The sequence below is a fragment of the Dactylosporangium sp. CS-047395 genome, from assembly GCF_050942185.1.
In the GTDB taxonomy this organism is placed as follows: Bacteria; Actinomycetota; Actinomycetes; order Mycobacteriales; family Micromonosporaceae; genus Dactylosporangium.
The window spans coordinates 4,270,629-4,285,401 of record NZ_CP192015.1 but is presented as its reverse complement, the minus strand read 5'-3'; the positions used below and the strand labels follow the sequence as shown (position 1 = coordinate 4,285,401).

General features: G+C 72.3%; 10 protein-coding genes. 8 read left to right on the top strand and 2 right to left on the bottom strand.

Going from position 1 to position 14,773, the window contains the following annotated elements:
- Positions 1–170 precede the first annotated feature (170 nt).
- Together ACQP00_RS20075 and ACQP00_RS20070 are read left to right on the top strand one after the other, a co-directional pair.
- Positions 171–893 carry an adenylate kinase gene (locus ACQP00_RS20075; protein WP_433221243.1) on the top strand — a complete coding sequence of 241 codons (723 nt, stop codon included), beginning with the start codon at positions 171–173 and terminating at the stop codon, positions 891–893.
- A gap of 558 nt (positions 894–1,451) precedes the next feature.
- Complete coding sequence (locus ACQP00_RS20070) at positions 1,452–4,250, top strand: AAA family ATPase (protein WP_433221241.1); 2,799 nt, start codon at positions 1,452–1,454, stop codon at positions 4,248–4,250.
- Positions 4,251–4,530: 280 nt separating this feature from the next.
- Here the strand turns inward: ACQP00_RS20070 and ACQP00_RS20065 are convergent, their stop codons facing one another.
- Positions 4,531–4,878 (bottom strand): hypothetical protein, encoded by a 348-nt coding sequence (locus ACQP00_RS20065; RefSeq protein ID WP_433221239.1) that lies wholly within the window; start codon positions 4,876–4,878, stop codon positions 4,531–4,533.
- Positions 4,879–5,085: 207 nt separating this feature from the next.
- Complete coding sequence (locus ACQP00_RS20060) at positions 5,086–6,468, bottom strand: AAA family ATPase (protein ID WP_433221237.1); 1,383 nt, start codon at positions 6,466–6,468, stop codon at positions 5,086–5,088.
- A gap of 164 nt (positions 6,469–6,632) precedes the next feature.
- On the opposite strand from ACQP00_RS20060, the gene ACQP00_RS20055 reads away from it, so the two are divergent.
- The 6 genes from ACQP00_RS20055 to ACQP00_RS20030 all read left to right on the top strand — a co-directional run bounded on the left by ACQP00_RS20055 (position 6,633) and on the right by ACQP00_RS20030 (position 14,733).
- A complete protein-coding gene (locus ACQP00_RS20055; RefSeq protein WP_433221235.1) occupies positions 6,633–7,640 on the top strand; it encodes a TIGR00341 family protein in 1,008 nt (335 codons plus the stop codon).
- Between the two features lie 172 nt (positions 7,641–7,812).
- Positions 7,813–8,670, top strand: a complete 858-nt coding sequence (locus tag ACQP00_RS20050; protein ID WP_433221233.1) for a hypothetical protein — start codon at positions 7,813–7,815, stop codon at positions 8,668–8,670.
- Between the two features lie 2 nt (positions 8,671–8,672).
- Complete coding sequence (locus ACQP00_RS20045) at positions 8,673–9,377, top strand: protein phosphatase 2C domain-containing protein (protein ID WP_433221231.1); 705 nt, start codon at positions 8,673–8,675, stop codon at positions 9,375–9,377.
- The gene (locus tag ACQP00_RS20040) at positions 9,374–12,247 is read left to right on the top strand and encodes a protein kinase domain-containing protein (protein ID WP_433221229.1); all 2,874 of its coding nucleotides are present in this window, start codon (positions 9,374–9,376) and stop codon (positions 12,245–12,247) included. Before ACQP00_RS20045 ends, ACQP00_RS20040 begins: the two co-directional genes overlap by 4 nt.
- Positions 12,248–12,439: 192 nt before the next feature.
- The gene (locus ACQP00_RS20035) at positions 12,440–14,002 is read left to right on the top strand and encodes a type IV secretory system conjugative DNA transfer family protein (protein ID WP_433221227.1); all 1,563 of its coding nucleotides are present in this window, start codon (positions 12,440–12,442) and stop codon (positions 14,000–14,002) included.
- A gap of 35 nt (positions 14,003–14,037) precedes the next feature.
- Complete coding sequence (locus ACQP00_RS20030) at positions 14,038–14,733, top strand: vWA domain-containing protein (RefSeq protein ID WP_433221225.1); 696 nt, start codon at positions 14,038–14,040, stop codon at positions 14,731–14,733.
- Positions 14,734–14,773: the final 40 nt, after the last annotated feature.

Genomic DNA, 14,773 nt, shown 5'->3' with positions numbered 1-14,773 from the left:
TCGCCGTCCGCCACCAGGCCGACTTCACCATCGCCATCATCAGCCAATGGCTCTGAACGGACCATGAAACGCGCCCGAGAAGTCATCTGACGCATGTCGGCCGGCGGTGGCCGCAGCATGATTTCCAAAGGCACCGCATCTGGTGCACGGCACAGGAGAAGGGACCGACTATGCGGCTGTTGTTGATCGCGCCACCTGGGGCCGGGAAGGGCACCCAGGCTGCCCGGATCGCCGGGCATTTCGGCGTACCGCACATCACCACCGGCGAGCTGCTGCGCGACCATGTGCGGCGGGACACGCCGCTTGGCAAGGCCGTGCGCGCCAGCATGGACGCGGGGGCACTGGTGCCGGATCCGATCGTGCGCGACATGGTGGGCGAGGCGATGGCCGATGCCAAAGCCGCTGGCATCGGGTACGTCCTCGACGGCTACCCGCGCACCCGGCCGCAAGCCCGCGCGGCGCACCGGATCGCGGCCGAGCTGGGGATGCCCGCCCACGCCGTGCTGCACCTGCGCGTCGACGACGAGGAAGCGGTACGCCGTACGCTCGCCAGGGCCGTCGCCGAGCATCGCGCCGACGACACCGAGCGGGTGATCCGCCGGCGCCTGAAGCTCTACCACGAGGTGACGCAGCCCGTGGTGGACGGCTACGCGGCGCGGGGCATCCTGATCAGCGTCGACGGCACGGGAACCCCCGACGAGGTCACTGCCCGCGTGATCGAGCGGCTCGAGCGCGGCCAGGATCAGATCGGTGTCACACCGGTCCGAGGTTTTCCACCCGAGAGTCCGGCGAGAGAACACGTCCCGGACGGCGGCCAGCCAGAACACACACTCGCCACACGGAATTGCGGGCAGCGTCGGCGAAGCAGAGCCGGTTCGGTCGCGCCGCGGTGAAGTTGCGGTTGAGCAGTTCGGGCGCTGCGGTGTGCTTGTTTCACCCACTGGTGGGAGATCGACCCGCGATGTTGCGGACCCGTAGCAGGAGCCCGACCGTGAAGTGGTCACGCAGCCGGCAGTTCTGCTGGGCCATCTCCGTGGTCGGCCAATCGTAACGTTCACCGGCGTCGGCTTCGGCCTGCTGGATCCAGTTACGCCAGTTACGCAGCGCCGCGTGGCACGCCCAACTGCTCAGCCAGGCGCCGGATCGTCGGCTTCGGGACCGACTCGCGATACAGGCGCACAGCACGCGCTCTGAGCTCGTCGGGGTACTGCTCCGGTACGGCCACGGAGCTTCCTCCCCATGATCGTCGACCGATCCACGGGGAGGAAGCTCCGTTGAACCGGGGAACTCAGGTGTGCCGTTCGCCGTGGTCTCGTGGCACCATTGGGTACAACAGTCAGGCCTGAGGAGACGGGATTCGTGCGGTGATCGGTGCCAACGGTCCCCCGCTCGTCGATCAGGGCCCCGTCGACGAGCATGCGGACATCGGGCGTCCGGGACGCTCACGGCCTGTGGTCGATCTGCTGGGCCGCGCCGACGAGCTGGAGTTGATCGACGCATTGCTCACCGGGCGCAGCAGCATCGGCCCGGGCGTTCTACTGCGCGGCGACGCCGGCGCCGGGAAGACCGCACTACTCGATGTTGCCGCGTCGCGGGCGGAGGCGTCCGAGATGTGGGTGCTGCGTGCAACCGGGGCGCGGTTCGAGGCCGGGATCGACTACTCGGCGTTGCACCAGCTGATCTCCCCGCTGAGTGACCGCCTCGATCGCCTCGCCGGGCATCACCGCGACGTTCTTGCCCAGATCCTCGGACTCATACCAGGCTCCTCATCGGATCGGTTGGTCCTCGCGACGGCCGTGCTCGCCCTGCTGCGCGCGGCCGCTGCCGAGCGTCCGATGCTAGTCCTGATCGACGATGTGCCTTGGATCGACCGTGAAAGCGCGACGATCCTGGGGTTCTGCGTCCGCCGGATTGGCAGCGGAGCGATCAGATTGCTCGTCGCCGCGCGCACTGCCACAGGCGGCATCTTCGATCAAGTCGGGTTGCCCGAGCGGCACGTCGGGCCCCTGGCACAGCAGCCGGCCGCCGCGCTGTTGGATACCCGGCACCCGGGCCTGGCATCGCAGGTGCGCCGGCGGCTGCTGGCCGAGTCGGCCGGCATCCCGCTCGCGCTGGAGGAACTGCCCGCGTCGCTCACCGACCGGCAGCGCCGTGGCCAGGACAGGCTCCCTGCGTTCCTGCCGTTGAACAAGCGGCTGAGGGCCTCCTTCGCCGACCAGCTCCGGCCACTGCCGGCACCAACGCGAGAGCTGCTGCTGCTGATCGCGCTGGAAGCCGATGCTGGCCTGGCCACCATCCGAGCCGCCGCATCGGGTTGCATGGTCCTTGACGACCTCGCTCCAGCGATCGCGTCGAACCTGGTCCGCGTGACCACCAACGTCGTGGCGGTGTGCTATCCGCTGCTCCGCTCGGCGATAGCACAACTGTCCTCGGAAGGTCAGCGCCGCGCGGCGCACCTAGCTCTCGCCGCGGCCTTGACCGAGGACCCGTCCCGGCGGGCGTTCCATCTGGCCGCGGCCGCAATCGAGCCGGACGAGGCCGTGGCTCGCACGCTCGAGGATGCCGCTCTTGTCAGCTGGCAGCACGGCGCCCTGTCCGGCGCGGCGACGCAAGCATTGGGCCGCGCCGCCGTCAGCGACCAACTGCACGTCGCCTCCACCTCCGCCGTGGTGGCCGCGCTGGTGCGGGCCGGCGAGCTGAGCCCGCATCCGGCCGATCGGTGCCGGCGGCTGGTCGAGGCGGCGTTCCTGGCTAGTATGACGGGTCAGTTCGACGACGTACCGCGGTTGTTGGCCGCCGCCGGGCAGGCACCGGACTCTCCGACCGGGCTGGTCTTCGCTGTGACGGCATACCTGCTGACGGCGGTCGAGGGCGACGTCGACGCGGCCAACCAGTTGCTGGCACGGGCGCTGGACTACGTCGGCGACGCCCCCCGGACCAACGACTGGGACGCCTACGGAATCCTGTTCACACTACTGCTCGTCGGCGTCTACGGCGCGCGACCAAAGCCGTGGGAGCTGCTCAACGCCGCAATGGAACGGTTCGCCCCCGAGACCGTCGCCCCTTTCCAGCAGTGCTACGACGCGTTTGTGGACCCCGCTCACACCGCCGACACGGTCCGCGAGGGCCTGGCCCGCTCGTTTGCGGCGCTGCCCACTGACGCGGCACCCTGGCAGGTGCTGCCCCTGGCGTACGCGGCCATCGCGGTTGATGCCCTGTCCGACTACCGGTACCTGGTCCGGCGCATGGTCGAACACGAACGCGACGACGGTGCTATCACCATGGTCGTTGCCGGATTGCTGCTGCTGTGCCTCGACTCGTATCACCGCGGGGAGTGGAACGAGGCCGAGGAGCTGGCGCGGGAGGGGCTCGACCTAGCCGCAGCGCACGGCTACCACCTGCTCGAGGGCCAGCATCGAGTGCACCTGGCGTACATCGCCGCTGGTCGCGGGCACGTCCAGCTCGCAAAGACCCTCGATGAGATCACGACCTGGGCGGCGCCGCGGCGGGTCGGGATGACGCAGGAGTGCGCCGGGCACACTCGCGCCCTCGTGGCTCTAGGTCAGGGCGACTACGAGGCGGCGTACGCGCATGCGTTGCGGGTCAACCCGGCCGACGCGCCCAATCTCGGCGTCCCGGGCCGCTGGACACTGCTGGACCTGGTCGAGGCGGCCGTGCGTACCGGACGCACGGACGAGGCACGCACGCACGTCGCCGCCGCCTGGCAGGCCGGCATCGACCGCATCTCCACCCACACCGCGTTGATCACCACTGGAGCCGCGGCCCTGGCCGCGGACGACGAACACGCCGGTCCGTTGTTCGAGGCCGCCCTGGCCCTGCCCGAGGCTGACCGCTGGCCGTTCGAACAGGCCCGCATCCAACTCGCCTACGGACAACGGCTCCGCCGCACCCGGGATACCACCCGTGCCCGGCTCCACTTGCGTGCGGCGCTGGACACCCTCGACCGACTCGGCGCCCAGCCCTGGGCAACCCGCGCCCACAACGAGCTGCGCGCCACCGGAACCATCCATGTCACCGGACCAGACACCAGCGTCGCACTCACCGCGCAGGAAGGACAGATCGCCACGATGGCAGCTACTGGCCTGACCAACAAACAAATTGGCCAGCAGCTGCACCTGTCACACCGCACCGTAGGCGGCCACCTGCACCGCATCTTCCCGAAGCTCGGCATCACCTCACGCGCCGCCCTCCGCGACGCGCTGGAGTCCGGCACTTCGCGCCGATCCTGAACGACGCGTGGCTGGGCGTCGCCGCGCCGGGAGGCGGCGGCCCGGCCCGAGGCGCCCGCGTGCGGCCGGCGTGCAACTTCCACCTCGATCGCGGCGAACCGCAGGCGCCGGCACGGCCGCTCCTGTGCGCAGACCTTCGCGCGGTATCGTTAGCGCATCGACAGTCGCCATGCGCTTGAGCGGATACGGCCGCCGTAAAGACCTTCACGAGGCTCGCGGCCCTGACCGCGTCCTACGTCCTGCTCAGCACGGCCGTCGCCGCTGCCCTCCCCGGACCTCCCTACGCGGCCGCCGGATGCCAGGTGTACTCCCGCGTCGCCTCGTTCAGCCCGCACTCCGGCTCGATCGACATCCTCAAAACGCACCCGTGGTCGCCCTGACCACGCCGGCTCCGGGCCAGGTCTTCGCGGCCGGGACCGCCGTACCGTTCGCCGCGTCCGCCGACGACCCGGACCCAGGCGGGGGCGATCAGCCGCGTCGAGTTCCACGTCGACGGTGTCCGGCGCACCGTCGAGACCTCTGCGCCGTACACCGGCAGCGTTGCGGGCCTGTCCACCGGCCCGCACACGGCCACCGCGACGGCGTACGACAACGGCGCCCCGGCCCGATCGACGACGACAGCGGGCACGTTCACCGTCAGCTGGGACGGTGCATCGCGGGCGATCGGACTGCCGACACCACCGTGTCCGTCCACTATGGATCCTGCGGGGTGCGGGCGACCGTGTCCAACACGCGCCGCCGCCACACACCCGACGCGCCGAGGTCTTGGCCGTCGCCGGGCGTGAGTGCTCGCCGGGTGACCGCAGCCGCCTGCGGCCGGACTGAGCGTCTCGCATCAGGGGGCGGTGCCGAGCAGGGACCGAGTGACGGATTCGGCCTGGGAGAGCATCTCGTCCAGGGCGGTGACCAGGTGGGTGTCGTCCGGGTCGCTGCCGGCCTCGGCGGCGACGAGGACCGCGCGGCGCAGCAGCTCCTTGACGAACGAGGCGGTGACGCCGGACGCGCGGGCGGCCGCGTGGTCGAGGGCGGGCGGGGTGAAGGGGAGGCTCCGGGCGTACAACCGCAGCAGCCGACGGCGGGAATCCTCGTCCGGCAGCGGGATCTCCACCGCGAGGTCGACGCGGCCGGGGCGCTGGGCCAGGGCGGGTTCCAGGACGCTGACGCGGTTGGTGGTGAGCAGGAACGCGACGTCGGCGTCGTCGCCGAGACCGTCGAGGGTCTCCAGGACGCTGAAGAGCAGCGGTTGCGGGCCGTGGTGCAGCTCGCGCGCCTCGGCGACGAGGTCGCAGTCCTCGAGCACGACGAGCGCGGGTTGCAGCGCGCGGGCCATCCTGGCCGCGTCGGCGACGTAGGCGATGGCCGGCCCGGCGAGCAGGATCGCGGTGACGTCGGGCAGCGCGGAGAGCAGGTACCGCACCGTGTGCGTCTTTCCGGTGCCCGGCGGCCCGTACAGCAGCAGTCCGCGCTTGAGATGCTGCCCGGCGGCCCGCAGCCGGTCGCGGTGGCTGGCGATCCCGGCGACGTGCCGGTGCACGCGGTGCAGCACCCCCTCGGGAAGGATGATGTCGTCCGCGCCGAGCGCAGGCCGGCGATGGAAGACGATCTCGCCGATGCCCCGCTCATACTGCGAGCCGCCCAGCGACAGCACCTGCCCGCGCAGCACGGAGCGCTCCACCATGAGCGTGCCGACCGCCTCGATGAGCCGCGCGGCGACGCCCTCGGCCGGGGTGACAATCTCCATGGACGCAGCGGTACGGCCGAAGCGCTGATCAGGCTGCCGCTGGAGCACGGCGACGGGCGTACCCTCGAACGTGAACAGCCGCAGCCCGAACGACACCGCCTGCCGCGCGGCATCCGGCCCGGTCGCGACGCTGGTGTAGTCGACGGCGGCGAGTTCGAACTGCCCGTACCGCCCGGCGCGCTGCAGAATCTCGCTGAGCGAATGATGCTGGCGCTGCTCTCCCCCACCGACCCCGACGACCGTGCCGCTCGTGTCGCGCCGCTGCACCTCGTCGAGCGCGATGTCGAGATCGACGAACTGGTGCGCAGGCACGTTCTCGGTCACGACCGGCAGCCGCCGCGGGTCGGCGCCGAGATGGTCCGCGATGATCGGGACGAGCTGCTCGCCGTCCTCGCCGGCACGGGCGCGGTGCTCGCTGACGACCTCCTCCAGGAAGGTCTTGAAGGTGTCGACGAAGTCCGCAGTGCGTGCATCCATGCTCGCATCATGGTGCTTCCTCGGTACCGCAACGCGCCCGCAACGCCGCCGGCGTGCCGGATTTGTCGAAATCCGCGGCTCCTCCGCCGGGAGTGAGGTGCCCGCAGCGGGCGTCGGCAAGGCTGAGTCGGTCCGTGCGGTGCGACGTCAGGGGGAGGCGCGGCATGGACGATCGACGAGCCGGCGGCCGGTGGTCGCGGCTGCTGCTGCCGGCCGCGCAGCGCCGGACGATGGCCGAGCTGGCCGATGAGGTCGATCTGGACCGGGGCGAGCGGGCCGCGAAGCGGTCGGCGTTCTGGTCGATGCTGACCCTCGCGGCGGTGATCGCCGCCGCCGGGATCCTGGCCGACTCGACCGCGACCGTAATCGGCGCCATGATCATCGCGCCGTTGTCGCGGCCGATCATGGGCATGGCCCTGGGCATCGTGACCGCCGACCGGCGCCTGCTGCGGCATGCGGCCGCGGCCGTCGCCGGCGGGATCGTCGTGGTCGTCGCCATCGGCGTCCTCGCCTCCCTCGCGGTGCCGAGCGGCACGAACCTGCTCGCCAACACCCAGGTGTCCGGGCGCACCGCGCCGCGCCTCGCCGACCTGCTCGCCGCGGTCGCGACCGGCATGGCCGGCGCGGTAGGCCTGTCCCGGCGCGACGTCAGCGACGTGCTGCCTGGCGTCGCCGTCGCCATCTCGCTCGTGCCGCCCCTGGCCGTGGCCGGAGTCTGCCTCGGCCAGGGTGAACTCGCGCTCGCCGCCGGCGCCCTGGTGCTGTTCGCCTCCAACGTGCTGTCGCTGGTCCTGGCCGGCACGGCGGTGTTCGCCGGGTGCGGCTACGCGCGGCAGGGGCGCGGCCTGGTTCGCGCCTACCTGACCATCTCGCTGCTGATGGCGCTCCTGCTCGTCCCACTCGGCGCGAACACCGCTGCTAACCTCACGGTCAATGCCTGGACCAACCGGATAATCGCCGCCGCGACGCAGTGGGTCGCGCCCGTCCCCGGCGCGGAGGTCCGGACGGTCACCATCTCCGCCCACACCGCGGTCATCGACGTGCTGGCGCCGCAGCCGCTGCCGCCGGTCAGCGTCCTGGTCGACACGCTGCACGGGCAGGTGCCGGCCGGGGTCCGGATCGTCGTCACCGTCGCCGACGGCCGGCGCATCGATGCGGGCAGTGTCCGCTGACGACCAGGTGGCGGCCGTCGGCGGCCCGGTGAGCCGGCTCAACGAGTGGATGACGGGTCCGTTCATGACCGTCCAGGCGTTCCGAGCCGTTTCGTCATGATCCATCGACCGAATGGACTGTGATCAGGGCCAGGTGCTGCTCGTTCGCGGTTTGGCGTGGCAGGGTGGGCCGATGCCTTACACCGCGCAGATCAGCCGCTCCAGCCCGACCTGCTTCGTGTTTCTCGTCGACCAGTCGGCGTCGATGGACGACCGGATGGGCGGCGAGGACGCCCCTGGTGGCCAGGGCGGGCAGCGCAAGGCCGACGTCGTCGCCGATGCGCTCAACCGGCTGTTGCTGGAGTTGACGATCCGGTGCACGAAGGAGGAGGCGGTCGTCCGCGACTACTTCCACATCGCGGTCATCGGGTACGGGGCCCGGGTCGGGACGGCATTCGCCGGGAGTCTCGCCGAGCGGGACGTCGCGCCGATCTCGGTGGTCGCCGAGCAGTCGGTGCGCATCGAGCCGCGGACGAAGAAGGTGCCCGACGGGGCCGGGGGCCTGGTCGAGACGACGGTGCGATTCCCGATCTGGGTCGATCCGGTCGCGGACGGGGCGACGCCGATGACGCAGGCGCTGACGTACGCGCGGCACGTGGTCGACCGTTTCGTACAGCAGCATCCGGACTGTTTCCCGCCGGTGGTGCTGAACCTGACCGACGGCATGCCGACGGACGGTGACGCCGGGCCGGCCGCGGCGGCGCTGCGGGCGGTCGCCTCCTCCGACGGTAACGTGCTGCTGTTCAACCTGCACATCTCTGACGCCGGTGGGCAGAAGGTGCTGTTCCCCGATCACGACGGTGCGCTGCCCGACGAGTACGCGCGGAGCCTGTTCGCGATGAGCTCGGTGCTGCCGTCGCACATGCGCGGGTACGCGATGAGCCAGGACATCAAGGCCGGCGAGGCGGCGCGGGGCTTCGGCTACAACGCCGACATCATCGCCATCGTGCAGTTCCTGGAGATCGGCACCCGCGCGTCCGACCTGCGCTGACGATGGAGCTCGAGATCGCCGTACTGCACGTACCCAAGCGGGGGTCGAGCGAGGCCGAGTACGAGGACGCCTGGCACGCGGAGCCGCCGTCGGGAGACGTCGCGCGGCTGGCGGTCGCCGACGGGGCCAGCGAGGCGATGCTCGCCGGCCGCTGGGCGGCCGAGCTGGTCGGCGAGTTCACCGACGACGTGGCCTCGACCGCGGTGCGGGCCGCCGCCAGGTGGGATGCCGTCGTCGCGGAGTACGTGGCCGACCGGGAACAGCGCGAAAAACCGATCCGCTGGTACGAGGAGCCGGGTCTGGAACGCGGCGCCTACGCGACGCTGCTCGGCGTGCAGGTGCGTGCCGACGGTACCTTCGCGGCGTCTGCGGTCGGCGACTCGTGCCTGTTCCAGGTCCGTGCCGGCCGGTTGCTGCTCGTGTTCCCGATCGACGACCCGGCCGGGTTCGGCAGCGCGCCCGACCTGCTGCCGTCGCGGCGCCTGGACGCGGAGAAGGTCACAGCCGTCCAGCGGCAGGTCAGCGGCGGCTGGGAGTCCGGCGACGTGTTCCACCTCGCGACCGACGCCGTCGCCCACTGGATTCTCGCGCACGGCGGCCCGGACGGCGCCGCGGCGCTCACCGAGGGCGACATCGAGGGGCTGCGCGAGCGCGGCGCGCTGCGCGACGACGACGTCACCCTCATTACGGCCGTGGTCACGCAATGACGGCCCGGGCCTTCCCGTCGCGGTCGGACTACTTCGACGCGCTCCAGCACGCCGACAAGGCCCTGCTGGACCCGGTACTGCGAGCCGGTGAACTCCGGGTCGCGGTGGCGACCGGCCTGCCCGCGGTGATGGGCTCCGGCACGTTCGCGTCCGTGTTCCAGGTCACCGAGGCCGAGACGGGCAAGCGGTGGGCCGTGAAGTGCTTCACCCAGCACGCGGCCGACCAGCAGGAGCGGTACGAGCACGTCTCGGCCGCGCTCGCCGGGCTCGACCTGCCGGAGCTGACCGGGTTCGAGTACCTGGCGGAGGGCATCGAGATCCGCGGCGAGCGGTACCCGATCCTCAAGATGGAGTGGGTCGAGGCCACCAGCCTCATGACCTGGCTCGAGGCGAACTACCTGGACCGGGACCGGGTCGCCCGGCTCGCCGACGAGGTGCTCGCGCTCGCGGCGCGGCTGGAGGCGGCCGGGATCGCCCACGGCGACCTGCAGCACGGCAACCTCCTGGTGGCCGGCGACGACGGGCTGCGGCTCATCGACTACGACGGCATGTTCGTGCCCGCCCTGGCCGGCCGCCCGGCCAACGAGCTGGGGCTGCCGGACTACCAGTCGCCGCGGCGGACGGCGGCGGACTTCGGTCCCGGCCTGGACCGCTTCTCGGCTTGGTCGATCTGCACGTCGCTGACCGCGCTGTCGGTCGCGCCGTACCTGTGGGAGACCCTGCGCGCCCAGTACGACGAACGGCTCCTGCTCGGGGCGGCCGACTACGCCGCGCCGGGCGATTCGGCGGCGCTGCGCACGCTGCGTGAGCTCGGCGATCCCCGGGTCACCGAGCTGGCCGGTCGGCTGGCCGAGATGTGCGCCGCCGACCTGGCCGCGCTGCCCGCCCCGGCCGGTGCCGGCCTGCCCGCGGCCGCCGTGCTCGCCCCGGCCCCCGCGGCCCCGGAGTCCGCCGCCGCCGAGCCGATCACGTCGGCCCCGGCCGACGACCCCCTCGACGAGGCGGCCGCGAAGGTCGCCGCCCTGGCCGAGCGGGTCGAGCTGCGCCGGGCCCTGGCCGCCGAGGATCCCGGGCTGTACCTGGCCTCGCTGGCCGCCGCCCTGCACACGTACGGGTACTGGCTGGCCCAGCGGAACCGGCTCGCGGAGGCACTGGCCGCCACGGGCGAGGCGGTCGGCATCCGCCGGGTGCTGCCCGATGCCGCCCCGGCCGACCTCGCGTCGTCGCTGCAGAACCTGGGGGTGTACCTCGCCCGGGCCGGCCGGTTCGCGGAGGCGGCCGCGGCGGCCCGCGACGAGGTGGCGCTGCGCCGCGACCTGCCCGGCGGGGCCGGGAACGCGCTGTTCAACCTGGCCCTGTGGCTGCACCGGGCCGGGCGGCCCGAGGAGGCGATCGAGGTCTCCGGCGAGCTGCTGCACGTCCGGTACGCCAACGCCGAGGCCGAGCCCGACCAGTACGCGTACGCGCTGCGGCAGTTCGGCGCGCTCCTCAACGACCTGGGCCGGTTCGCGCAGGCCGCGCCGGCGCTCGCCGACGCCCTGGCCGCCTTCCGGGTGCACGGTGACGACGACGACGTCGCGGTGACGCTCGATCATCTGGCCTTCACCTACGGCAACCTGTCGCGGTGGGCCGAGGCGATGACGGCCAACGACGAGTCGCTGCGCATCCGGGCGACCCGGCCGGACACCGCCCCGGCCGATACGGCCCGGCAGCTGCACCGGCGCCGGGTCGGGCTGATGCACCTGGGCCGGCCCGCCGAGGCCCTGGTCGCGCAGGAGGCGGCGATCCGGGCGATCCGGCCGGCCGCCGCCGCCGATCCGGGGACGCACTGGCCGGCGCTGGCCCAGTACCTCGCGGCCCGGGCCCAGCTGCTGGCCGACGCCGAGCGGTTCGCGGACCTGGTCGACCCGGCCACGGAGGCCGTCGCGATCGGCCGCCAGCTCGTCGTCGACGATCCCGGGCAGCTCAAGAACCTCGCCTTCGCGCTGCGGATGCTGGCGCGCGGGCTCAGCGGGACCGGCAAGGTGGACAAGGCGGTCCAGGCCGCCTCGGAGTCGATTCTCATCGAGCGCCGGCTCGCCCAGAGCGATCCGCAGGCCGTACCGCGGGTCGCCGAGGCGGCGTGGCGGCTGGCCCTGGTGTACAGCGCGCACGAGCGCTGGGCCGACGCGATCCGGCCGGGCCTGGAGACCATCGCCATCCGGCGCAACCTGGCCGGGTCCGACCCGAAGACGTACCTCGGGCTGCTGGCGATCAACCTGCGGCTGGTCGGGTTCTGGCACGCCAGCCTCAACCGCTGGGGCGACGTGCTGGTCTTCGACGACGAGGCGATCGCGATCCGGCGGATGCTGGCGGTCGAGGATCCCGCCGGGAACCTTCCCGCGCTGGCCGGCCTGCTGGACCACCGCAGCATCACGCTCTGGCGCAGCGGTCGCGTGCCCGAGGGTGTACCGGTGTCGGCCGAGGCGGTCGCGATCTGGCGCCGGGTCGCCGCGGCCGACCCCGAGCACCTGCACGACCTCGGGGTCTCGCTCGGCGTGTGGGCGGACCGGCTGAACCAGAGCCGCCGGTACCTCGAGGCCATCCAGCCCCGGGCCGAGGCCGTGGCCCTGCGCCGGCGGCCGGGCGAGGACCCGCTGGATCTGGCCCGCAATCTGGAGCAGTACGGGTACTCGTGCCTGCGGGCGAGCTCGAACGTCAAGGACGGGCTGCGGGCGACCGGCGAGGCCGTCGCGATCCTGGACCATCTCGCCGCGACCGGGGTGCGGGTCCCCGCCGACCGCCGGCACGCGGCCGTGGAGAACCACGCGTGCCTGCTGGAGAAGCTCGGGCGGCATCGGGAGGCGGCGACCGTACGATCGCGCGGGTGACGGCTCGGCGGTTCGGATGACCTTGGCCCGCCGTTCGGCGTTGCCGCAGGTCCGGACCGGTCCGGCCGGATAACTTGCCCGACGGCAACGATCACCGCTCCCGGCAGAATGCTCGCCAGTTCAGCGGTGCCGGAGCATCGGCGCAGCTACATACGCTGCCGGGGCGGCTCGAGGAGTTTGGAGCGTCCGAGGTTGCCCGACAACGACCCGTTCTACGACCCGATCACCATCGCCTGGAAGCTCACCAAGATGAGCACCCGCGCCATGGTCACCGGGTTCCGGCTGGCGGGCCGGGCCGCGAGCGGCGGGCGCAACCTGTACCAGCGCGGCCGGGTAGCCGGGCAGCTCAACGCGTCCCGGGCGGCGATGGCGACCGGCGTGCTCATGCCCGGCGACCCGCCGCCGGCGCCGAGCGGGCACGCTTTCCTCGACTACCGCGGCATCGCCGGCGAGGCCGAGGCGCGGGCCCTGCCGCCCGGCGGTTTCCCGCTCGGCCGGCTGGTCAGCGACCGGCGCGGGCCGAGCACCCCGGTCGCGGTGCCGTTCGAGGTGCTGCGCCGCCACGCCGCGGTCATCGGGCCCAACGGCAGCGGCAAGACCCGCGGCGTCGTGCTTCCCTGGATCTACGCCGCGCTGAAGGCTGGGCACACCGTCCTCGCCGTCGACGTCAAGGGCGACCTGCTCGACGACGTCGGGCGGTACGCGGCGGCCCACGGCCGGCTCGGCGTCAAGATCGGCAAGTGGGACCTGTCCGACCCCGCCGGTTCGGTCCGCTGGAACTGGCTCGACGAACTCGTCGACGACGGCTCGCTCGACGCCGCCGTCGTGGCCGTCATCGGCCGGGAGAACAAACAGAGCAGCGCCGATCCGTACTTCTACCGCCGCGACGCCGCCCTCCTGCGCGGCCTGCTGCAGCTGCGGCCGCTGCTCGGCGTGCGCAAGCCGACCGTCGCCGACTTCCTGCGCCTGCTGACCGACCACGCCCGGCTGCACGCCCTGCTGCGCCGCAACCCGGCCCACCCGGGCGCGAACGAGGTCCTCACCGCGATCGGCGGCCTCGAACCCGACGAGCACACCCGGGCCGTGTCCGGCGTCGCCACGGCGCTCGCCCGGCTCACCGGGGCCGGTCTCACCGCGCTCGGCGACACGTCCGCCCGCGGCCAGGGCCTGAGCATGTCCGGCTTCCTCGACAGCGGGGCCCTGCTCGTCGTGACCGCCCCGCTCAGCCACGGCGAGCCGGCCAAGGTCGCATCCGCGCTCGCCCTGAACCTCATCGTGCAGCGGTTGTACGGCCGGTTCGGCCGTACCGCCCGCCAGGTCTTCCTGGTCATCGACGAGGCCCCGCGCATCGTGGACCGGTTCGCCTTCGAGGAGGTGCTGTCGGTCTCCCGCTCGGCGAGCACCTCGGTCGTCGTCGCCGCCCAGGACGTGGCCCAGTTCAAGGACGCCAACGAGCGCTCGGCCATCTTCGGCAACTGCGCCACCCTCGTGTCGCTGGCCGGTGCGTCGCCGGCCACGGCCGAGCTGGTCCGCCAGCGGTTGGGCACGCACACCGTGCCGGTGATCGCCACCGGTACCGCATCCCAGTCCGCCGGCGGCATGAGCCTCAACCGGTCGATGGTCAGCGCGCCGGTCCTCGGCGACCGCGAGATCACCCAGCCGCCGTTCGGCCCGCGGGGCGCGATCGCCCACATCGCCGCGCTCGACCGCGGCATCACCAACAAACCACTCGTCGTCGATCTCACCGACAACTAGGCACTGACGGACAACTCTGAGCACAGGAGCCACGCATGTTCGAACCTCGGGTGAACCCGGACAACCCCGAGCCGCGCGCCGCGTGCGCGCTGCTGCTCGACACCTCGGCCTCGATGGGCGGCCGCCCGATCGCCGAGCTCAACGCCGGCCTGCAGGTGTTCGCCGACGACATCAAGGAGAACACCCTCGCGCGCAAGCGGGCCGAGGTCTGCGTCGTCACCTTCGGCGGCCGCGCCGAGCGCGTGTCGGAATTCCAGGAGGCGCAGCACTTCCAGGCGCCGATGCTGACCGCGGGCGGCGCGACGCCGCTGGCCGAGGCGATCCTGCTCGGCCTCAGCGAGATCGAGCAGCAGAAGAACGCGTACAAGCAGAACGGCCTGGAGTACTTCCGGCCGTGGATGGTCATCATGTCCGACGGCACGCCGACCGACAACGACACCACGATCCGGCAGGCGGTCGACGCGCTGCGGGCGGCCCAGGCCCGAAAAGCCATCACCGTGTTCCCGATCGGCGTCGGCGACGAGGCGGACATGGCCTTCCTGTCGTCGCTGAGCACGGCCCGGCCGGCCGCGGCGATGCGCGACGTCAAGTCGTTCGCGAAGTTCTTCGAGTGGCTGTCGGTCAGCATGGCCCAGGTGTCGGTGAGCAACACGCAGGTCAGCAGCGACGCCGGGCTGGAGCAGTCCGTCCAGGTCGCCCTGCCGCCCACCGACGAGTGGCGATCGGCGTGACCGACGCCGTGGCGGACCGGGTGTGGACGGTCGTCGGCGG

Bases quoted from the DNA above. Each gene is read 5' to 3' on its own strand.
- ACQP00_RS20075 (WP_433221243.1), top strand. From the start codon at position 171: ATGCGGCTGTTGTTGATCGCGCCACCTGGGGCCGGGAAGGGCACCCAG.
- ACQP00_RS20060 (WP_433221237.1), bottom strand. From the start codon at position 6,468: ATGGATGCACGCACTGCGGACTTCGTCGACACCTTCAAGACCTTCCTG.
- ACQP00_RS20055 (WP_433221235.1), top strand. From the start codon at position 6,633: ATGGACGATCGACGAGCCGGCGGCCGGTGGTCGCGGCTGCTGCTGCCG.
- ACQP00_RS20050 (WP_433221233.1), top strand. From the start codon at position 7,813: ATGCCTTACACCGCGCAGATCAGCCGCTCCAGCCCGACCTGCTTCGTG.
- ACQP00_RS20045 (WP_433221231.1), top strand. From the start codon at position 8,673: ATGGAGCTCGAGATCGCCGTACTGCACGTACCCAAGCGGGGGTCGAGC.
- ACQP00_RS20040 (WP_433221229.1), top strand. From the start codon at position 9,374: ATGACGGCCCGGGCCTTCCCGTCGCGGTCGGACTACTTCGACGCGCTC.
- ACQP00_RS20030 (WP_433221225.1), top strand. From the start codon at position 14,038: ATGTTCGAACCTCGGGTGAACCCGGACAACCCCGAGCCGCGCGCCGCG.